A 19,340-nucleotide genomic window follows, 5' to 3' on the forward strand; every position below is an offset into this window, starting at 1 on the left:
TCCGGCGCATGGAGCACGAGTCCTTCGTTCCGATCCCGCCGACCCGGCTGACCCAGGCACTGCGTACGACCGCCGTGCTGGCCGCGAGCCTGCCCGGCTGGCAGCCCGACGGGGGCGACGGAATCGACGGGGCCGCCGGGGCCGGCGCGGCGCCCATGACGGGACGGCTGCGGCTGCGGATCGGCGGCTCGACGATCACCTACCGGGGGACGGTGCGAGTCACCGGTGAGGGCCCGACCTTCACCCTGATGGCCGAGGGAACCGAAGTCCGGGGCACGGGCACGGTGCAGGCGACCGCTTCGGTCGGCGTAGCGGCGACCGAGCGGCCCGAACCCGGCTCGCTCCTGGTCTGGCGCGGCTCCGCGCAGACGGACGGGCGCCTGGCCGGCTACGAGAAGGCCGTGGTCGAAGCCGCCGTACGCCGGCTGCTCGACCGGTTCGCCGCGGAGTTGGCCGCGCACGCGCCCGAGATGGACATGGAGGCGGAGGCGGCGGCCGAATCGCCCGCCGACGCGCTCGTGGAGGCGGAAGCGGAACTGGCGGCGGAGGCGGAAGCGGAAGTGGCCGCGGAAGTGGCGGCGGAGCTGGCCGCGGAAGCGGTGACCGAAGCGGTGACCGAGGCCGCCTCCGAGGCGGTGACCGACGCCGCTTCCGAAGCGGTGACCGAGGCCGCCTCCGAGGCCGAGCGGGACGCGGAGCGGGAAGCCGCCGCGGAGGCGGAAGAAGACGCGGTCGCCCGGGCGGAGGACGAGGCGGCGGCCTCCGGAGCGGTCCCGGCGGCGCAACCGGCCGGGCAGGCGGAGGAGGACGCCGAAGCGGAGGGCGAGGAGGAGCCGGACGTGGTGGACGACCTCGGCGGACCCCTGCCCCCGACGGAGCTGGAGGAGTTCGAGCTCGTCGAGGTGGAGGTCGAGGTCCCGGAGAGCGCCGCCGCGCTGGACGACCTCGCACCGCCCGCCGAAGCCGCCCACGCCCGCCGTACGATGATCGGCCGCAGCGCGGAGGAGGTCGACCACGCCCCGCCGCGCGGACGCTACGCCCCGGTGCCCGCTCCGGACGCCGCCACGACCGCCGCGACCCTGCGCTGGGCGGCGCCGGCCGCGGCAGCTTTGCTGGCGTCCGCGGTGGTCGTCGGCCGCGTACTGCGGCGTCGCAGGTGATCGCCGCTACGCTCGTCCCGTGGAGAACGAGAAGAAGCTGACGGCGGGCGACGCCGAACTGACCTTGCAGCCCGAGAACGGCTGCCGGATCGCCTCGCTGCAGATCGGCGGGACCGAACTCCTTCGCCAGGGCGACAAATTCGGCGCCTTCATCATGGTGCCGTGGTGCGGCCGAACCGAGAACGGTGTGTTCCGCAACGGCGGGGTGAGCCATCAGCTCCCCGTCGACGCGGCCCCGCACGCCATTCACGGCACCGGCCGCCACGTCCCCTGGCACGAGGCGGCGCCGGCCACCGAGACCACCGCCGCCTACTACTTCGACCTGGCCGACCCCTGGCCGTATCCGGGCCGGGTCACGCACACCGTCGAACTCGCCCCGCACTCGGTGAAGCTCACGCTCAGCGTGGAGGCGACCGGCGACTCCTTCCCGGCGCAGGCCGGCTGGCACCCGTGGTGGCTGCGCAACCTCGGCCAGGGCGGCCAGGACGTCGAACTGGCCTTCAGCGCCGCCTGGCAGGAGGAGCGCGGGGACAACCATCTGCCCAACGGCAAGCGCATCGACCCCAAGCCGGGCCCGTGGGACGACTGCTTCGGGATGCCCGACGGTGTCGATGTCACGCTGCACTGGCCGGGCGAGATGCGGGTCCAGGTGGAGAGCCCGGCCGAGTGGGCCGTGATCTACACCGAGCAGCCCGAGGCGGTCTGCGTCGAGCCGCAGTCCGGCCCGCCGAACGGGCTCAACACCCTGCCCCGGCTGGTCACCCCGATCGACCCGCTGGAGATCACCACCACCTGGACCTGGCACCGTATCGGCTGACGCCGCGCAACACTCGCTTCTTCCCCGGCCGGGAGATCCGACCTTCCCCGGCCGGGGCCCTGCTTTTCCCTGGTCGGGGCCCCTGTGCGGCCCTCGGCTAGTCTCGTGCGCATGAGCGACGACGCACGCGCTGCCCTGCTGCGGCACATCAAGGAAAAGGCCGTGGTGCACGGCAAGGTGACCCTCTCGTCCGGCCTGGAAGCCGACTTCTACGTCGACCTGCGGCGGATCACGCTGGACGGGGAGGCCGCACCGCTCGCCGGTCAGGTGATGCTGGACCTCACCGCCGACCTCGACTACGACGCGGTGGGCGGACTGACCCTGGGCGCCGACCCGGTGGCCGGTTCGATGCTGCACGCAGCCGCCGCCCGCGGGAAGCGGCTGGACGCTTTCGTGGTGCGCAAGGCCAGCAAGACCCACGGTCTGCAGCGCCGTATCGAAGGCACCGAGGTGAAAGGCCGCCGGGTGCTGGTGGTGGAGGACACCTCCACCACCGGCGGCTCGCCGCTGACCGCTGTCGAGGCGGTACGGGAGGCGGGTGGCGAGGTGGTGGCCGTCGCGGTGATCGTGGACCGGGGGGCCGCCGCCAGGATTTCCGAGGCGGGTCTGCCGTATCTCGCCGCCTATTCGCTCGCCGACCTCGGCCTGGACTGACGCCGAGTCGGCGCGCGGCTCGTCCTGCGGCTGGACACCCATGGGCTGAGCTGCGGCTTTACCGTCCCTGGGATGTTCCACGTGGAACATCCCAGGGGCCCGGGTATGCCACTCGTTCGGTGAGGTGGTGTATCCGTTCGGGTCTGGGAAGATAAGGGCGACGATGACGTCGCACGCCACCCGTACGCCAGCTGTACCACCCGCACATTATGAGGAGCGGACACGATGCCCATCGCAACCCCCGACGTCTACAACGAGATGCTCGACCGGGCGAAGGCCGGCAAGTTCGCCTACCCGGCGATCAACGTCACCTCGTCGCAGACGCTGCACGCCGCGCTGCGCGGGCTGGCCGAGGCGGAGAGCGATGGCATCGTCCAGATCTCCACGGGCGGCGCGGAGTTCCTCGGCGGTCAGTACAAGAAGGACATGGTGACGGGGGCGGTCGCGCTCGCCGAGTTCGCGCACATCGTCGCCGAGAAGTACCCGGTCACCGTCGCGCTGCACACCGACCACTGCCCGAAGGACAAGCTGGACGGCTATGTCCGCCCGCTGCTGAAGATCTCCCAGGAGCGGGTGGCGGCCGGCCGCGACCCGCTGTTCCAGTCGCACATGTGGGACGGCTCGGCCGAGACCCTCGACCACAACCTGGAACTCGCCAAGGAACTGCTGGCCGAGGCAGCCAAGGCCAAGATCATCCTGGAGATGGAGATCACCCCGACCGGCGGTGAGGAGGACGGCGTCTCGCACGAGATCAACGACAACCTCTACACCACGGTGGACGACGCCTACCGCACCGTCGAGGCGGTCGGCCTCGGTGAGCACGGCCGCTACCTGCTGGCCGCGTCCTTCGGCAATGTGCACGGCGTCTACAAGCCGGGCAACGTGGTGCTGCGCCCGAGCATCCTCAAGGAGCTCCAGGAGGCGGTCGGCCAGAAGTACGGCAAGCCGAACCCCTTCGACTTCGTCTTCCACGGCGGCTCCGGCTCCAGCATCGAGGAGATCAACGAGGCGCTGGAGAACGGCGTCGTCAAGATGAACATCGACACCGACCTGCAGTACGCCTTCACCCGGCCGGTCGCCGACCACATGCTGCGCAACTACGACGGCGTGCTGAAGGTCGACGGCGAGGTCGGCAACAAGAAGGTCTACGACCCGCGGGTGTGGGGCAAGTCCGCCGAGGCGGGCATGGCCGCGCGCGTCACGATCGCCGCGCAGGACCTGCGGTCGGCGGGCAACAAGCGCAAGTGAACCGGCGGGAGTGACGCCGTTCGTGGCCGCGCCCCCCGGGGTCAAGAGCGCACAACGCGTCAACCTCACGTGCGGATCGAGGCCCCCGGCAATCGCCGGGGGCCTTCCGCGTACCGGCTCGGGCAGACTGGAGCCCATGGCCATTCACGAAAACCTGCTCGGGGGCCCTGCCCCGACCCATCTGCCCGACGACCCGGAACCGCGCGAGCTGCTGGCCTCCGGTGCCGCGCCCGCCGAGGTCGCCGCCAAATACCCGACCTCCTCACTGGCCTGGGCGCAACTGGCCGACGACGCCTTCGAAGGCGGGCGCGTCGTGGAGTCCTACGCCTACGCCCGCACCGGCTACCACCGCGGTCTTGACGCCCTGCGCCGCTCCGGCTGGAAGGGGCACGGCCCGGTCCCCTTCGAACACGAGCCGAACCGCGGCTTCCTGCGCGCCCTGCACGCCCTCGGCCGCGCCGCCCAGGCGATCGGCGAGCAGGACGAGTACGAGCGCTGCTCGGTCTTCCTCCGCGACAGCTCCCCGACGGCGGCGGACACGCTGAGCTGAGCGGATGAGCTGAACGGACCCCTGCTCCCGGGCCCCTGCCGCAGTCCTGCGGCAGGGGCCCCGGCTCGCCGCCCGCAGTCACGGATATGCGATCGTGAGCCCTGCCGCCGATGCGCCGCGCCGCATGCCGCCTCGCATGCCGGGCGTACGCGAGGCGGCACGCACGGCATGCGCACCGCGCATCGTCACGTCGATACGCAGTACGCACGAGCGGCCGGGGGCCGGGGTCGCGGCTGCGCCGCCGCAGGGGGAAGCATGGCCGCAAGCCGCACCAAGAGCCGCGCCGCGATCACCGGGCCGCTCCTCGTCCTCTGCGTGCTCGCCCTGGGCTGCGGCGGTGCCTACGCCTGGCACACCACCAAGGACACCAGCGGCTCCGCGGCCATCGACTCCCCCCTCACCGCCCCCAGCGGACCGGCCGACCACCTCGCACCGGACGCCGGCCACACCCCGGCCGGCCCTCCCGCCTCCGGCAGGCCGAATAAGCCCGGCAGCAGCCCCCGGGTCTCCCCGGGCACCGAGCCGACCGTGGTCCCCACGGCCGGCACCGGACGGTTCAGCACCGCGCACGCCTCCGGCGCGGCCTCCGGACACGGCCGCGTGCGCCGCTACAAGGTCGAGGTCGAGGGCGGCATCGACCTGTCCGCCACCGACGCGGCCCACGAGATCGCCTCGATCCTCGCCGACCCGCGCGGCTGGACCGCCGACGGCCACGACGCCTTCCGGCTGGTGGACTCCGGTCCGGTGGACTTCGTGATCAAGGTCGCCACCCCGGACACCGTCGACGCCATCTGCGGCGCCGCCGGACTGCTCACCGGCGGCGAGGTCAACTGCGACGTCGGCGCGACCGTCGTGGTCAACCTCAAGCGCTGGGAGCTGGGCTCACCCGAGTTCGACGGGCCCATCCACGACTACCGCGCCCTGATCATCAACCACGAGGTCGGCCACCGCATCGGCCACGGCCACGAGGGGTGCCCCGGCCCCGGCAAGCTCGCACCGGTGATGATGCAGCAGATCAAGGGGCTGCACGGCTGCGTCGCCAACGCCTGGCCCTACGACCGCCAGGGCCACTACATCAGCGGGCCGCCGGCCGCCTGAGTCCTCTTGCCTGAACGTCCGGCACGACAGAAGATCTCGGCACGGGCCCGGTCGCGCCCCCCGACCCCGTGGGCAGACTCCCAGGGCCCCGACCCCTGGAGGCAATCCATGTCCGACGACCCGACCGACGAGGCGGAGACCCCGACCCTCGCGTTCGAGGGCACGACTCCCTACGAGGACTACGTGCAGGCGTCCGTGCTCACCCACATGCAGCACCCGCTGTCCGACGAGCCCGGCGAGATGGCGTTCCTGGTCACCACCCAGGTGATGGAGCTGTGGTTCACCCTGCTCGTCCACGAGTGGAGCACCGCGGCCGCGGCCCTGGGCCGGGACGACCTGCCCACCGCGATGGCCGCGCTCCGGCGCAGCCTCCCGGAACTCGAATCGCTCAACGCGTCCTGGAAACCGATCGCCCACCTCACCCCCGCCCAGTTCAACGCCTACCGCTCCGCGCTCGGCGACGGCTCCGGCTTCCAGTCCGCGATGTACCGACGGCTGGAGTTCATGCTCGGTGACAAGTCGGCCTCCATGCTCGTGCCCCACCGGGGGACACCCAGCGCCCTCGCCGAGCTGGAGAAGGCACTCACCGAACCGAGCCTCTACGACGAGGTGCTCCGGCTGCTGGCCCGCCGGGGCCACCCGGTGCCCGCCGAGGTGCTCCACCGCGACCCGGCGCTGCGTTACGAGCCGCACCCCGGGGTCGAGTCCGTCTGGCAGTGTGTCTACGCCGCCGACGACCAGGACTCCGAACTCGTCCGGCTCGGCGAGGCCCTCACCGACGTCGCCGAACTCGTCTGGCGCTGGCGCAACGACCACCTCGTGGCGACCCGCCGCGCGATGGGCGCGAAGGCCGGCACCGGCGGCTCCGCGGGGGTGGCCTGGCTGGAGAAGCGCGCCACCAAGAACGTCTTTCCGGAGCTGTGGACGGCCCGCAGCCATGTCTGAAACGAGTGGGGCGATGTCCGAACCCAGCACGTACGATCCCCGGACCACCGGCCTCGGGCCGGACAACGCGTTGGCCCCAGGTCCCGGTGGGACCGCGCTCGCCGCCCGGGCCGCCGAACTGGACCGCGCCGACCCGCTGGCCGCCGTCCGGGACCGCTTCACGATGGATGACACGGTCTATCTGGACGGCAACTCGCTCGGCGCCCTGCCCACCGGAGTGCTGCCGCGGCTGAGCGAGGTCGTCACCCGGGAGTGGGGCGAGCTGCGCATCCGCTCCTGGGAGGAGAGCGGCTGGTGGACGGCGCCGGAGCGGATCGGCGACCGGATCGCCCCGCTGATCGGCGCCGCGCCCGGCCAGGTGGTGGTCGGCGACTCCACCAGCGTCAACGTCTTCAAGGCGCTGGTCGCCGCCGTCCGGATGGCACCGCACGGCCGTGACGAGATCCTGGTGGACGCCGCCACCTTCCCCACCGACGGCTACATCGCGCAGTCCGCCGCCCGGCTCACCGGCCGCACGGTACGGGCCGTGGCCGCCGCCGAGATCGCCGCCGAGGCCGGTGCCCGCACGGCGGTCGCACTGGTCAACCATGTCGACTACCGCACCGGGCGGCTGCACGACCTGCGGGGCGTCACCGCGGCCCTGCACCGGGCGGGCGCACTGGCGGTGTGGGACCTGTGCCACAGCGCGGGCGCGCTGCCCGTCTCGCTGGACGCCGACGAGGTGGATCTCGCCGTCGGCTGCACCTACAAGTACCTCAACGGCGGGCCCGGCGCGCCCGCCTACCTGTACGTACGCCGGGAACTGCAGCCGGGCTTCGACTCGCCGCTGCCCGGCTGGAACTCGCACGCCGACCCCTTCGGCATGGCGCCCGGCTACGAACCGGCCGACGGTGCCGCGCGCGGCCGGATCGGCACCCCGGAGATCCTGTCGCTGCTCGCCCTGGACGCGGCGCTCGACGTCTGGGACGGCGTGGCCGTGTCCGAGGTGCGGGTCAAGAGCCTCGGGCTGACCGACTTCTTCCTGGACTGCGTCGCCGCGCTGGCGCCCGCCGGGAGCGTCGAGGTCGTCACGCCCGTGGCACACGCGGCGCGCGGCAGTCAGGTGTCGCTGAGCTGTGCCGGCGCGGCCGAGGTGATGCGCGAGCTGACCGCCCGGGGCGTCGTGGGCGATTTCCGCAGGCCGGATGTGCTGCGCTTCGGTTTCACCCCGCTCTACACCCGCTACGCCGACGCGCTGCGCGCCGCGACCGTGCTGGCCGCCGTACTGGAAGGAACCGCTTAACCGATGACCGCAGCCGACTCCCGTACCTCCCCTCCCGGCCTCGCTGATCCCGCCGCTCGGGAGGCGGCCGAGGAGGCGTCGGCATTCAGCCACCCGCCGGTGCCGCCGGACGCCACCGCGGCCTACGGCGACCACCGCGACCAGGTGATCGACTTCTACCGGCCGCGCGGGGCGGCCGGCCGGCCCGCGCCTCTCGTCGCCCTGCTCCACGGCGGCGCCTGGCGGGCGGCCTGGGACAGGGCCCACATATCCCCGCTGGCCGCTCACCTGGCCGCCCAGGGCTTCGCGGTGGCCTCGCTGGAATACCGCCGCGGCCTTTCCCCGGACGAGCCGCAGCAGCCGCCCCAGAACCCCCTGCTGGCCCTTCCCGAACAGCCGGAGGCCCTCGACGCTCCTCCGCTCCCGCCCGCCGGCCGATGGCCGGAAACCTTCGACGACGTGGCCGCCGCTGTCGACGCCCTGCCCGAGCTGGCCCTGCGGGCGCTCGGCGGCGAGGCCGTGGACCTCCAGCGGGTCCTGCTCAGCGGGCACAGCGCGGGCGGCCATCTCGCCCTGTGGGCGGCCGCACGCCATCTGCTGCCCCCCGATTCCCCTTGGCACCTCTCCTCACCTCCCCCCTTGCGCGGCATCGTGGCCCTCGCCCCGATCGCCGATCTCACCTCCGCGATCCGGCTGCGCGTCTGCTCCGGCGCGGTCGACGATCTGCTCGGTGGCCCCGGCCACCTCACCGATCGCATGGCTCACGCCGATCCGGCCGCGCTGCTCCCCACCGGAATCGCTACAACCATCGTGCACGGCACCACTGACAATGTGGTTCCGGCGCAGGTCAGCGAGGGTTTTGCCCGCGCGGCGGGAGCGGCGGGGGAAGAGCCGGTGGTGGCCTGGCTCCCAGACACCGGTCACTTTCCGCTGATCGACCCGGCCAGCCCTGCGGTCGCCGTCGTCATCGATGAGATAACCCAACTCGTCTGGTGATCACCCGGGCGAGTCTCCGGCCCCACCCAGCGCAAGAGGGCCCCCGCACCAGCGGGGGCCCTCTTGCGAGGTGCCGTCGGGTTCGACATGCCGTCCGAGCGGCTCGGCCTCAGCGGCTGCGCTTCGCCAGCCGCTCCACGTCGAGCAGGATCACCGCGCGGGCCTCCAGCCGGAGCCAGCCGCGCCCGGCGAAGTCGGCGAGAGCCTTGTTGACGGTCTCGCGGGACGCCCCCACGAGCTGCGCCAGCTCTTCCTGCGTCAGATCGTGCACGACGTGGATGCCCTCTTCGGACTGCACACCGAAGCGCCGGGAGAGGTCCAGCAGTGCCTTGGCGACACGGCCGGGTACGTCGGAGAAGACCAGGTCGGACATGACGTCGTTGGTACGGCGCAGCCGGCGGGCCACCGCGCGGAGCAGCGCGGTGGAGACCTCCGGCCGTACGTTCAGCCAGGGCTGGAGGTCGCCGTGGCCCAGGCCGAGCAGCTTGACCTCGGTCAGCGCGGTGGCGGTGGCGGTGCGCGGTCCGGGGTCGAAGAGCGACAGCTCCCCGATGAGCTCACCGGGGCCGACCACCGCCAGCATGTTCTCCCGGCCGTCCGGCGAGGTGCGGTGCAGCTTCACCTTGCCTTCGGTCACCACGTACAGCCGGTCCCCGGGGTCGCCCTCGTGGAACAGTGAATCGCCGCGGGCTAGCGTGATCTCCGTCATGGAGCCACGCAGTTCAGCGGCCTGCTCGTCGTCGAGCGCCGCGAAAAGCGGGGCGCGGCGCAGAACGTCGTCCACGAGCTCTCTCCTTGTCGACATCGAGGGGACTTCCCCATGATGCATGACGTCTCAAACAGTGCGATCAATCACAAGGATGTCTTATCAGAGCGCGGTCGGGTGCCCCGGGGGTCCGATCGAGGGTCCGTTCCGTGGCGCCGAAGGCGGTTCGAGGCCGGATGTCGGTGGCGAGGCTTAGGCTGGCCGGGTGTCAGAAAGCCCGAGCGTGCAGAAGAAACGGACTGCCAAGGCGGCCGAACGAGTGGCCGGCAAGTCGGATTCAGCCGTGAGCGAACAAGCTCCTCCGACGGCCCTGGTGCGGCGCGCCCGCCGGATCAACAGGGAGCTCGCCGAGGTCTACCCGTATGCCCATCCGGAGCTGGACTTCGAGAACCCGTTCCAGCTGCTGATCGCCACCGTGCTGTCCGCGCAGACCACGGACCTGCGGGTCAATCAGACGACACCCGCGCTGTTCGCGAAGTACCCCACGCCCGAGGCGATGGCCGCCGCCGACCCCTCCGACCTGGAGCAGATCCTGCGCCCGACCGGCTTTTTCCGGGCCAAGGCGAAGTCGGTGCTCGGCCTGTCCGCGGCGCTGCGGGACGATTTCGGCGGCGAGGTGCCGGGCCGCCTCGAAGACCTGGTCAAGCTGCCCGGCGTCGGCCGTAAGACCGCCAATGTGGTGCTGGGCAATGCCTTCGGGGTGCCCGGTCTCACCGTGGACACCCACTTCGGACGGCTGTCGCGCCGCTTCGGCTGGACCACCTCGGAGGACCCGGAGAAGGTCGAGCAGGACGTGGCCCGGCTCTTCCCCAAGGCCGAGTGGACCATGCTGTCCCACCGGGTGATATTCCACGGCCGCCGGATGTGCCACTCGCGCAATCCGGCCTGCGGGGTCTGCCCGATCGCTCACCTCTGCCCGGCCGTGGGCACCGGCGAGATGGACCCGGAGAAGGCGAAGAAGCTGCTCAAGTATGAGAAGGGGGGCTTCCCGGGCCAGCGGCTCAAGCCGCCGCCGGACTACCCGGGACCGCCCGCGCCGCCGCTGGCGGCCTCATGACCCAGGCGCGGGGAGCGGACGCGGCCGGAGTCGAGGTCAGCGCCGACGGACTGCCCGGCTGGCTGCGTCCGGTGGTCGACGGGGTGCGCGGGATGCGCCCCGAGCAGCTCAGCCGCGTCCTGCCGCCGGCCGAGGGCGGTCGCCCCTCGGCCGTACTCATCCTGTTCGGTGAGGGCGATCAGGGCCCCGACCTGCTGCTCATGGAGCGCTCGGCCGCACTGCGTTCGCACGCCGGCCAGCCCTCCTTCCCCGGTGGCGCCCTGGACCCGGAGGACGGCGATCCGGACGGCGACGGGCCGCTGCGGGCCGCACTGCGCGAGGCCGAGGAGGAGACCGGGCTCGACCCGGCGGGTGTGCAGGTCTTCGGTGTGCTGCCGCGCCTCTACATCCCGGTCAGCGGCTTCGTCGTCACCCCGGTGCTCGGCTGGTGGCGCTCGCCCAGCCCGGTCGGCGTGGTGGACCCGGCCGAGACCGCCCGGGTCTTCCGGGTGCCGGTGACGGATCTCACCGACCCGGCCAACCGGGCCATGCTCGTCCACCCCAGCGGTTTTCGCGGCCCGGCCTTCCTGGTCGAGGACGCCCTGGTCTGGGGCTTCACGGCCGGCGTGATCGACAAGATCCTGCACTACGCGGGATGGGAGCGGCCCTGGGACGAGGACCGTACGGTGCCGCTGGGCTGATCGGCGCCCGCCGGCCGGGGCCGGGCCCGCCCCGGTCCGGCTGGGCCATGCAGTGACGTGCGGCGCCGTGCAGTGCCGCGCCCACAGTCCGCCGTGAGACCGTGTCTCCCGTGAACGTGCTGGACATCCTGCTCATCCTCGCCGCCGTCTGGTTCGCCGTGGTCGGCTACCGGCAGGGGTTCGTCGTCGGCATCATGTCGGTGACGGGCTTCCTCGGCGGCGGCCTCGCCGCGATCTATCTGCTGCCGGTGATCTGGGACAAGGCGACCGGCAACGCCTCGCCCGGTTCGGCAGCGGTGGTCTCCGCCGTCGTCATCGTGATCGTGTGCGCCTCGGTGGGGCAGGCCTTCACCACCCATCTGGGCAACAAGCTGCGCGGCCGGATCACCTGGTCACCGGCCCGGGCGCTGGACGCGAGCGGCGGCGCGCTGGTCAATGTGGTGGCGATGCTGCTGGTGGCGTGGCTGATCGGCAGCGCGCTGGCGACGACCACCCTGCCGACGATAGGGCGTCAGGTGCGGTCGTCGAAGGTGCTGCTCGGGGTGTCCCGGGTGGTGCCGGCCCAGGCGGACACCTGGTTCGACAGCTTCAGCACGACGCTCGCCCAGAACGGCCTGCCGCAGGTCTTCGGCACCTTCGGCTCCGAGCCGATCACCTCGGTGCCCGCGCCCGACCCGGCGCTCGTGCACAGCACGGTGGTCACCGACGCCCGGCCCAGCATCGTCAAGGTGGTCGGCACCGCGCCGAACTGCGGCAAGGTACTGGAGGGGTCCGGCTTCGTGTTCGCCAAGGACCGGGTGATGACCAACGCCCATGTCGTCGGCGGTGTCCGCGAACCGACCGTCCAGGTCGGCGGCAAGGGCCGGCTGCACGACGCCCGGGTGGTCCTCTACGACTGGCAGCGCGACATCGCCGTGCTGGACGTGCCGGGCCTGGACGCGCCCTCGCTGCCCCTGGCGACCAGTGACGCGCGCTCCAAGGACGACGCGATCGTCGCCGGTTTCCCGGAGAACGGCGGCTTCGACGTACGAGCGGCCCGCGTCCGCGGCCGTATCGAGGCCAGCGGCCCCGACATCTACCACCGCGGCACGGTGCACCGCGATGTGTACTCGCTGTACGCGACCGTCCGCCAGGGAAACTCCGGCGGCCCGCTGCTCTCGCCCGACGGCAAGGTGGCCGGCGTGGTCTTCGCGAAGTCCCTGGACGACCCCAACACCGGTTACGCGCTGACCTCCGACGAGATCCGCCCCGACATCCTGGCCGGCCGTACCGCCGACCAGCAGGTCGACACCCAGGGCTGCGCGCTGTGACGTGGCGCCGCGGCCGGATCAGTCGCGCGGATGGCGCAGCCGGGCGCCGACCCAGCGGGCTCTGCGGCCGAGGATTCGGGGGATTCCGAGCCGGCTCTCCGCTGTCGGGAGTGCGGCCATGGGCGCCGCTCGGTCGGCGGCGGCGAAGCTGCTGCGGCGATTGCGTGATACGTCACGGTAGTCGTGCGTCCAACCCATACGAAGCTACGTGCCCGCGCCTCCGGGTCGGTAATCGCCGTTTCGTTGTCCGATTGGCTTATGCGTCCGGCATTTCTGAACGATCATCGGACAGCCGTACGAGAGGCATATTGATGGCGTCTTCCCCGTACCGGCGGGGCCATGCACGGCGACCGCCGCGGGGTTCAGCGCCCGGTTCACCGGTGGGGTTCACCGGTCGGGTTCCGGGTCCTTCAGCCAGTTGATCAGCTCGGCCGAGAAGGCCACCGGGTCCTCCTCGTGCGGGAAGTGCCCCAGCCCGTCGAAGAGCCGCCAGCGATACGGCGCCTCCACGTACTCACCGCTGCCGGCCACGCTCCGGGTGCCGATCGCCGGGTCCATCGAGCCGTGCATCTGGAGCGTCGGGACCCGCACCGGGCGCTTCATCCGCCGGTTGAACTGGATGCCGTCCGGCCGGGCCATCGACCGCACCATCCAGCGGTACGGCTCGACCGCGCAGTGCGCCGTGGACGGGATCTGCATCGCCCGGCGATAGACGTCGACCGACTCCTGGTCCGGCAGCCGCGGCCCCGACCATTCCTTGATCAGCTTGCCGACCAGCGCGGAGTCGTCCGCCACGAGTTGACGCTCCGGTAGCCACGGCGTCTGGAAACCCCAGATGTACGCCCCGGAGCCGCTGCGCCGCAGGTCGGTGAGCATCGCCGTACGCCACCGGCGCGGGTGCGGCATCGAGGAGACCGCCAGCCGGCGGACGAGCTTGGGCCGCATCGCCGCCGCCGTCCAGGCCAGATAGCCGCCCAGATCGTGCCCGACGAGCGCGGCGTCCGGCTCGCCCAGCGAGCGGATCACCCCGGTGACGTCGAGCGCGAGATTGCCCGGGTCGTAGCCGCGCGGCGTACGGTCGCTGCCGCCGACCCCGCGCAGGTCCATCGCCACCGCCCGGAAGCCGGCGTCGGCCAGTGCGGTCAGCTGATGACGCCAGGTCCACCAGAACTGCGGGAAGCCGTGCAGCAGCAGCACCAGCGGCCCGTCACCCATCTCGGCGATGTGGAAGCGGGCGCCGTTGGCGGCCACGTCCCGGTGCGTCCACGGCCCGTCGACGCGCGGGAAGGGCGTATTCGGATGGGCGGGATCGTAGGATCCGTGAGGCCGGACGGCGGCATTCATGCCCCTGAGCGTGTCACATCCTGGCGTCGATCGCCTTTGCCTCGGCGGGCTCTTGGGGGCGCGGGTGCGGCTTGGCCTTCTGCAGCACGGCCGCGGTCTGCTTGGCGGAGGAGATGGAACGCTCCGGCGGCTTGACCTTCTTGAACCGGCCGATCCCCAGCAGTCCGATGAGCGCGGCCAGCACCACGAAGGCGCCGAACACGATGGCGAACGAGGCGTCGAGCGGCAGCCCGGTCCTGTGCAGCACATACGCCAGGGCCATGGTCCCCATGGGCACCGCGAAGAGGGCCAGCGCCAGAGCCAGCACGAGCGCGACGCTGCCCATCGCGGCCCGCCGGGCGTCCTGCCGCAACTCGGCCTTGGCCAGGGCGATCTCGTCGTGCACCAGGGCGGACATCTCCGCCGTGGCGGCGGCGAACAGTTGCCCGATGCTGCGCCCGTCGCCTGTGTGCTCTGGGGCTGGGCTCATCGTGTCCTCCGTCATCGATACGGTTCGTCCCCCGATCATGCCCTACGGCCTGTCCTCCACGCCGTGGTCTCCGACCAGTTGGACGAGCGCCTCGTCCTGCTCCTGCCGCTCGGCCGGCGCGCGGTGGCCGCTGTCGAGCGGCTTGAGCGGGGTCGCGGCGGTTTGACCCCGAACGGGTGAGGGGCGTCCGGTGGCCACCGGACGCCCCTGCGGATACCGCCCGACCGCGGGCCCACCCGGTACGACCGGCCTGGATGCGCCGAGCGGACGGGATGGCCGGTGCGGCTCAGTCCTCGCTGGGAGCCGCGGGGAGTTTCTGCTGGATCAGGTCCATCACCGTCGAGTCGGTGAGCGTGGTGACGTCCCCCAGCACCCGGTTCTCCGCGACATCGCGCAGCAGACGGCGCATGATCTTGCCCGAGCGGGTCTTCGGCAGCTCGGAGACGGTGAGGATGCGCTTGGGCTTGGCGATCGGGCCCAGGGTCTTTCCGACGTGGTCGCGCAGCTCGACCAGCAGCTCCGCGCTGTCCTCGGCGGTGCCGCGCAGGATGACGAAGGCCACGATGGCCTGGCCGGTCGTCGGGTCGGTGGCGCCGACCACCGCGGACTCGGCGACCTTGGGGTGCGAGACCAGCGCCGACTCGACCTCGGTGGTGGAGATGTTGTGGCCCGAGATCAGCATCACGTCGTCCACCCGGCCGAGCAGCCAGATGTCGCCGTCGTCGTCCTTCTTGGCGCCGTCACCGGCGAAGTAGCGGCCCTCGAAACGGGACCAATAGGTGTCGATGTAGCGCTGGTCGTCGCCCCAGATGGTGCGCAGCATCGACGGCCACGGCTCGGTGAGCACCAGATAGCCGCCCGAGCCGTCCGGCACTTCGTTGGCCTCGTCGTCCACCACGGTCGCGGAGATACCGGGTAGCGGGGTCTGCGCGGAACCGGGCTTGGCCGCCGTGACACCGGGCAGCGGGGAGATCATCATGGCGCCGGTCTCGGTCTGCCACCAGGTGTCGACCACCGGGGTGTGTCCGCCGCCGATGTGCTCCCGGTACCAGATCCACGCCTCGGGGTTGATCGGCTCGCCCACACTGCCCAGTACCCGAAGGCTGGTCAGGTCGAACTTCGCCGGCGTGTCGTCACCCCACTTCATGAAGGTCCGGATCGCGGTGGGCGCGGTGTAGAGGATCGTGACGCCGTACTTCTCCACGATCTCCCACCACCTGCCCTGGTGCGGGGTGTCCGGGGTGCCCTCGTAGATCACCTGGGTGGCGCCGTTGGAGAGCGGGCCGTAGACGATGTACGAGTGGCCGGTGACCCAGCCGATGTCGGCGGTGCACCAGTAGACATCGGTCTCCGCCTTGAGGTCGAAGACCGCGTGGTGGGTGTAACTGGCCTGGGTGAGGTAGCCGCCGGAAGTGTGCAGGATCCCCTTGGGCTTACCCGTGGTGCCCGAGGTGTAGAGGATGAACAGCGGCTGCTCGGCCTCGAACGCCTCCGGGGTGTGCTCGGCGGACTGCCGGGCGGTGATCTCGTGCCACCAGATGTCGCGGCCTTCGGTCCAGCCGATGTCCTGGCCGGTCCGGCGGATCACCAGCACATGCTCGACCTGCGGGGTGCGGGAGACCGCCTCGTCGATGGCCGGCTTGAGCGCGGTCGGCTTGCCGCGCCGGTAGCCGCCGTCGGCGGTGATCACCAGCTTGGCGTCCGCGTCGTCGATCCGGGAGGCCACCGCGTCGGCGGAGAAGCCGCCGAAGACCACGGAGTGCGCCGCGCCGACCCGGGCGCAGGCCAGCATCGCCACGACCGCCTCGGGGATCATCGGCAGATAGACCGCCACCCGGTCGCCTTTGCGGACGCCCAGCTCGGTCAGCGCGTTGGCCGCGCGGGAGACCTCGTCCTTCAGCTCGGCGTAAGTGATGGCACGGGTGTCGCCGGGCTCTCCCTCGAAGTGGATGGCGACCCGGTCGCCGTGGCCGGCCTCGACATGGCGGTCCACGCAGTTGTAGGCGACGTTGAGTTTCCCGTCCGCGAACCACTTGGCGAACGGCGGGTTCGACCAGTCCAGCGTCTGAGTGGGCTCCGTCGCCCAGGTCAGGCGGCGGGCCTGCTCGGCCCAGAAGCCCAGCCGGTCGGCCTTGGCCTGCTCGTACGCCGCAGCCGTGACATTGGCTGCGGCGGCCAGTTCGGCCGGGGGAGCGAATCGCCGCTCCTCCTTCAGCAGGTTGGCCAGGCTTTCGTTGCTGCTCACGCCAGCTCCTTGTCAGGGTGTCCCAAATCTCCCGGCCCTACCTCACCAGTCCCGAGTCGCCGTGACAAGGGCTCCTGATAAAAATGGTTTAGACCTTTGTGGCAAGTCCCTCCACCCCCTCCTGTCCATCAGGGCCCAGCGGCGCATTCCCGAGCGACGTACCGGATGCGCCGGATGCGCCGGACGGGCCCGGCGCGGCGAACGGGCCGGCCAAGGCGGCATCCGGTCGTACCGCCGCGAACACGCCCGTCGACCGGTCCACGATGTACGCCTGCGCCTCGGCGACATGGAAATACATGCCGTGCAACTGCAGGGTCCCCTCGCCGACCCGGCGGGTGACACAGGGGTGGGCCATCAGGTGGTCGAGCTGCGTCATCACATTGACCAGGGCGAGCCGCTCCTGGTCGTCGGCGATCGGTCGGTCGGCGACCGCCACCTCGCCGCGGCCCAGCGGACCGGTCCGGCTCAGCCGCGCCAGGCTCGGGCGGCCGTGCCGCAGCCATCTGGCCAACGGCGTCTGCGCGCCCGGTTCGTGATCGGAACCGAGCAGCGCCTGCATCGCACCGCACCCCGAATGGCCGCACACCGTGATGCTGGAGACCTGGAGCACCTCCACCGCGTACTCCACCGCCGCGGCCACCGAGTCGCAGGACGCGTCGGAACCCGGCGGCGGCATCAGGTTGCCGACATTGCGGACCGTGAAGAGGTCCCCCGGGCCGCTTGAGGTGATCATGCTGGTGACCAGCCGTGAGTCGGCGCAGGTCAGGAACAGCTGGCCGGGACTTTGACCCTCCCGCGCCAATCGGGCCAGCTCCTCGCGGACCAAGGGGGCGGTATCGCGCTGGAACGCGGTGACGCCGCTGAGCAGCTGACCACCGCTGGTCGTGGGGACCGCGGCCGGACGGGTGCAGTGATGATTGCGCCAGGGTGTCCAGGGGCGGCAGACATGGGCGCCGACCGGCTCCATGACGGTCCGTCCGGCGCCGTCCCCGAGCACCAACCGTCCCCCGTGCGAACGATGCCGGGCGGACCAGGCGCTCAACGCCTCATAGGCCGCGTGGTCCATAAAGGAACCGTCCAGCTCCACCACCACATCCGCCCCTTCGGGCAGTTGGGCGAAGGACCGGGTCAGCCGGGGCACCGCCAGGAACGTCAACTGCCCGGTCACCCGCACCCGGTGGCACCCGTCTTCCTCGGTGACGGTCACCCGGGCGTGGGTGAGGCGCCGCATCGCCAGCACGACCGCGACCGCGCCGCCGGTCAGTACGCCCTGGAGCACTCCGAAGACCACCACCGAGCCGACCGTGGCGGCGTACACCGGGAACTCGCGGTGCCGGTGAATGTTCCGGATGTGGGCGAAGCTCACCATGCGCGCCCCGACCAGCATCACCAGGGCCGCCAGCGCGGCAAGCGGGATCGCCTCCAGCGCCTTGGAGGCCGCGCCCGCGCAGATCAGCACCCAGCCGCCGTGCAGCACCGTGGCCCGGCGGGTGCGGGCGCCGGCCTCGACGTTGGCGGATCCGCGCATCGCGCCTCCCGCGACGGGCATGCCGCCGAGCATCCCGGAGACCACGTTGGAGAGGCCTTGACCGAGCAGTTCCCGGTCGAGCCCCGCCGCAGGAGCCTGCGGACCCGGGCGTTTGGCCTGGAGGCTGTCCACGGCCACCGCCGACAGCAGCGATTCCATGCTCGCCACCAGCGTGACGGTGACGACCGCCGCGAGCACCCCGAGCACCGGGCCCTCCGGCAGCGAGGGCAGCACCGGGGCGCTCCAGCTCGGCAACTCGACCCGCGGCACCGACAAACCCGTGCTCGCCGCGGTGGCCACCGCGACAGCCGCCAGCGGTGCCGGGACCGCCCGCAGCACCCGGGCTCTGCCTCGCAGCCGGGGCCAGCCGAGCAGCACGGCCACGGTCAGTGCCCCGATCACCGGGGTGATGGGGTGGCTGTCCATCAGTTGTCCCGGCAGGGCCGCGATGTTGGCGATCGCCGAGTTCTGGGGGCTGCCGCCGAGCACCACGTGCAACTGGCCGACGGCGATGACCGTACCGATACCCGCGAGCATGCCGTGCACGACTGCCGGGCTCACCGCGAGGGCCGCTCTGGCCACCCGCAGCGCGCCGAGCAGCAACTGGGCCAGTCCCGCCAGGACGGTGATCGCGCAGACCGCGGGCCAGCCGTAGTGCTGGACGAGTCCGGCGGTGACCACGACCAGGCTGGTCGCGGCGCCGCTCACCTGGAGGGGCGCGCCGCCGAGGCAACCGGCGACGATGCCGCCGACCGCTGCGGCGACCAGCCCGGCTTGCAGCGGCGCACCGGTCGCCAGCGCGAGGCCGAGCGAGAGGGGGACGGCGATCAGGAAGACCGTGATCGAGGCGGACAGATCGGACCGGTAGCAGGTGAGTCGATCGAGAGAGTGCAGTCTCATTTCCCGTCTCCTTCGGTGGACGGCGGGAGCTGATAGCGCGACGTGATGTCATCGCTATTCTCAAGTGCCAGTAAATGGAGAGTAATGCACTGACTGCGGAGAGTGAAGTCCAGAGGTCGGATCGGGGGGTTATTTACCGCTATCGAGTGAATTTGCGGATGAGATGAACAATCACGAGAGTCACGTTGAGTGTGCTGGGCGGGCACGGGAGGGTCGACGCCCGGCCGCCTGGGCCGTGCGTCGTCGAAGGACGGCTGGCCGGAATTACCGGGGGTGCGGGCCGACCGGACGGAGATTCCGGTCGGCCCTTGC

18 protein-coding genes are annotated in these 19,340 nt (G+C 71.7%); 12 read left to right on the plus strand and 6 right to left on the minus strand.

Annotation, left to right across the window (positions count from 1 at the left end):
• The first annotated feature begins 8 nt into the window (after positions 1–8).
• The 9 genes from ACFO3J_RS23920 to ACFO3J_RS23960 all read left to right on the plus strand — a co-directional run bounded on the left by ACFO3J_RS23920 (position 9) and on the right by ACFO3J_RS23960 (position 8,729).
• A complete protein-coding gene (locus ACFO3J_RS23920; RefSeq protein WP_386432707.1) occupies positions 9–1,160 on the plus strand; it encodes a CoxG family protein in 1,152 nt (383 codons plus the stop codon).
• A gap of 19 nt (positions 1,161–1,179) precedes the next feature.
• Complete coding sequence (locus ACFO3J_RS23925) at positions 1,180–1,977, plus strand: aldose epimerase family protein (protein WP_386432710.1); 798 nt, start codon at positions 1,180–1,182, stop codon at positions 1,975–1,977.
• Positions 1,978–2,088: 111 nt separating this feature from the next.
• Positions 2,089–2,631, plus strand: a complete 543-nt coding sequence (gene pyrE, locus ACFO3J_RS23930) for an orotate phosphoribosyltransferase (RefSeq protein WP_386432713.1) — start codon at positions 2,089–2,091, stop codon at positions 2,629–2,631.
• Positions 2,632–2,856: 225 nt separating this feature from the next.
• On the plus strand, positions 2,857–3,879 hold the full coding sequence (fbaA, locus tag ACFO3J_RS23935) for a class II fructose-bisphosphate aldolase (protein ID WP_386432715.1): 1,023 nt from the start codon (positions 2,857–2,859) through the stop codon (positions 3,877–3,879).
• A 136-nt stretch (positions 3,880–4,015) separates the two neighbouring features.
• Positions 4,016–4,429, plus strand: coding sequence for a DUF3151 domain-containing protein (locus tag ACFO3J_RS23940; RefSeq protein WP_386432718.1), 414 nt, complete (start codon positions 4,016–4,018; stop codon positions 4,427–4,429).
• Between the two features lie 255 nt (positions 4,430–4,684).
• Complete coding sequence (locus ACFO3J_RS23945; RefSeq protein WP_386432720.1) at positions 4,685–5,527, plus strand: DUF3152 domain-containing protein; 843 nt, start codon at positions 4,685–4,687, stop codon at positions 5,525–5,527.
• Between the two features lie 108 nt (positions 5,528–5,635).
• Positions 5,636–6,472: a tryptophan 2,3-dioxygenase family protein gene (locus tag ACFO3J_RS23950; RefSeq protein ID WP_386432723.1), complete on the plus strand. Its 837-nt coding sequence runs from the start codon at positions 5,636–5,638 to the stop codon at positions 6,470–6,472.
• A gap of 13 nt (positions 6,473–6,485) precedes the next feature.
• Positions 6,486–7,754: a kynureninase gene (kynU, locus tag ACFO3J_RS23955; protein ID WP_386432726.1), complete on the plus strand. Its 1,269-nt coding sequence runs from the start codon at positions 6,486–6,488 to the stop codon at positions 7,752–7,754.
• Positions 7,755–7,757: 3 nt separating this feature from the next.
• Positions 7,758–8,729, plus strand: a complete 972-nt coding sequence (locus tag ACFO3J_RS23960) for an alpha/beta hydrolase family protein (RefSeq protein ID WP_386432729.1) — start codon at positions 7,758–7,760, stop codon at positions 8,727–8,729.
• A 109-nt stretch (positions 8,730–8,838) separates the two neighbouring features.
• On the opposite strand, the gene ACFO3J_RS23965 is transcribed toward ACFO3J_RS23960, so the two are convergent.
• Positions 8,839–9,513, minus strand: a complete 675-nt coding sequence (locus ACFO3J_RS23965; protein ID WP_386432732.1) for a Crp/Fnr family transcriptional regulator — start codon at positions 9,511–9,513, stop codon at positions 8,839–8,841.
• A 265-nt stretch (positions 9,514–9,778) separates the two neighbouring features.
• On the opposite strand from ACFO3J_RS23965, the gene nth reads away from it, so the two are divergent.
• The 3 genes from nth to ACFO3J_RS23980 all read left to right on the plus strand — a co-directional run bounded on the left by nth (position 9,779) and on the right by ACFO3J_RS23980 (position 12,542).
• Positions 9,779–10,552: an endonuclease III gene (nth, locus tag ACFO3J_RS23970; protein WP_386432734.1), complete on the plus strand. Its 774-nt coding sequence runs from the start codon at positions 9,779–9,781 to the stop codon at positions 10,550–10,552.
• Positions 10,549–11,232: an NUDIX hydrolase gene (locus ACFO3J_RS23975; RefSeq protein ID WP_386432737.1), complete on the plus strand. Its 684-nt coding sequence runs from the start codon at positions 10,549–10,551 to the stop codon at positions 11,230–11,232. The genes nth and ACFO3J_RS23975 overlap by 4 nt, the downstream gene beginning before the upstream one ends.
• A gap of 110 nt (positions 11,233–11,342) precedes the next feature.
• Positions 11,343–12,542, plus strand: coding sequence for a MarP family serine protease (locus ACFO3J_RS23980; protein WP_386432740.1), 1,200 nt, complete (start codon positions 11,343–11,345; stop codon positions 12,540–12,542).
• A gap of 387 nt (positions 12,543–12,929) precedes the next feature.
• Here ACFO3J_RS23980 and ACFO3J_RS23985 read toward each other — a convergent pair whose 3' ends face one another.
• From ACFO3J_RS23985 to ACFO3J_RS24005, 5 genes are all read right to left on the minus strand, one after another.
• Positions 12,930–13,886, minus strand: coding sequence for an alpha/beta fold hydrolase (locus ACFO3J_RS23985; RefSeq protein ID WP_386432743.1), 957 nt, complete (start codon positions 13,884–13,886; stop codon positions 12,930–12,932).
• Positions 13,887–13,899: 13 nt separating this feature from the next.
• Positions 13,900–14,355, minus strand: a complete 456-nt coding sequence (locus ACFO3J_RS23990) for a phage holin family protein (RefSeq protein WP_386432746.1) — start codon at positions 14,353–14,355, stop codon at positions 13,900–13,902.
• A 42-nt stretch (positions 14,356–14,397) separates the two neighbouring features.
• Complete coding sequence (locus ACFO3J_RS23995) at positions 14,398–14,553, minus strand: hypothetical protein (protein ID WP_386432749.1); 156 nt, start codon at positions 14,551–14,553, stop codon at positions 14,398–14,400.
• Positions 14,554–14,641: 88 nt separating this feature from the next.
• Positions 14,642–16,600, minus strand: coding sequence for an acetate--CoA ligase (gene acs / locus ACFO3J_RS24000; RefSeq protein ID WP_386432752.1), 1,959 nt, complete (start codon positions 16,598–16,600; stop codon positions 14,642–14,644).
• Between the two features lie 88 nt (positions 16,601–16,688).
• A complete protein-coding gene (locus ACFO3J_RS24005) occupies positions 16,689–19,028 on the minus strand; it encodes a bifunctional SulP family inorganic anion transporter/carbonic anhydrase (RefSeq protein WP_386432755.1) in 2,340 nt (779 codons plus the stop codon).
• Positions 19,029–19,340: the final 312 nt, after the last annotated feature.

Source organism: Streptomyces polygonati (genome assembly GCF_042650325.1).
GTDB lineage: Bacteria > Actinomycetota > Actinomycetes > Streptomycetales > Streptomycetaceae > Actinacidiphila > Actinacidiphila polygonati.

Bases quoted from the DNA above. Each gene is read 5' to 3' on its own strand.
- ACFO3J_RS23960 (WP_386432729.1), top strand. From the start codon at position 7,758: ATGACCGCAGCCGACTCCCGTACCTCCCCTCCCGGCCTCGCTGATCCC.
- pyrE (WP_386432713.1), top strand. From the start codon at position 2,089: ATGAGCGACGACGCACGCGCTGCCCTGCTGCGGCACATCAAGGAAAAG.
- ACFO3J_RS23990 (WP_386432746.1), bottom strand. From the start codon at position 14,355: ATGAGCCCAGCCCCAGAGCACACAGGCGACGGGCGCAGCATCGGGCAA.
- kynU (WP_386432726.1), top strand. From the start codon at position 6,486: ATGTCCGAACCCAGCACGTACGATCCCCGGACCACCGGCCTCGGGCCG.
- ACFO3J_RS23975 (WP_386432737.1), top strand. From the start codon at position 10,549: ATGACCCAGGCGCGGGGAGCGGACGCGGCCGGAGTCGAGGTCAGCGCC.
- fbaA (WP_386432715.1), top strand. From the start codon at position 2,857: ATGCCCATCGCAACCCCCGACGTCTACAACGAGATGCTCGACCGGGCG.
- ACFO3J_RS23985 (WP_386432743.1), bottom strand. From the start codon at position 13,886: ATGAATGCCGCCGTCCGGCCTCACGGATCCTACGATCCCGCCCATCCG.
- ACFO3J_RS23940 (WP_386432718.1), top strand. From the start codon at position 4,016: ATGGCCATTCACGAAAACCTGCTCGGGGGCCCTGCCCCGACCCATCTG.
- ACFO3J_RS23950 (WP_386432723.1), top strand. From the start codon at position 5,636: ATGTCCGACGACCCGACCGACGAGGCGGAGACCCCGACCCTCGCGTTC.
- ACFO3J_RS23920 (WP_386432707.1), top strand. From the start codon at position 9: ATGGAGCACGAGTCCTTCGTTCCGATCCCGCCGACCCGGCTGACCCAG.
- ACFO3J_RS24005 (WP_386432755.1), bottom strand. From the start codon at position 19,028: ATGAGACTGCACTCTCTCGATCGACTCACCTGCTACCGGTCCGATCTG.
- ACFO3J_RS23945 (WP_386432720.1), top strand. From the start codon at position 4,685: ATGGCCGCAAGCCGCACCAAGAGCCGCGCCGCGATCACCGGGCCGCTC.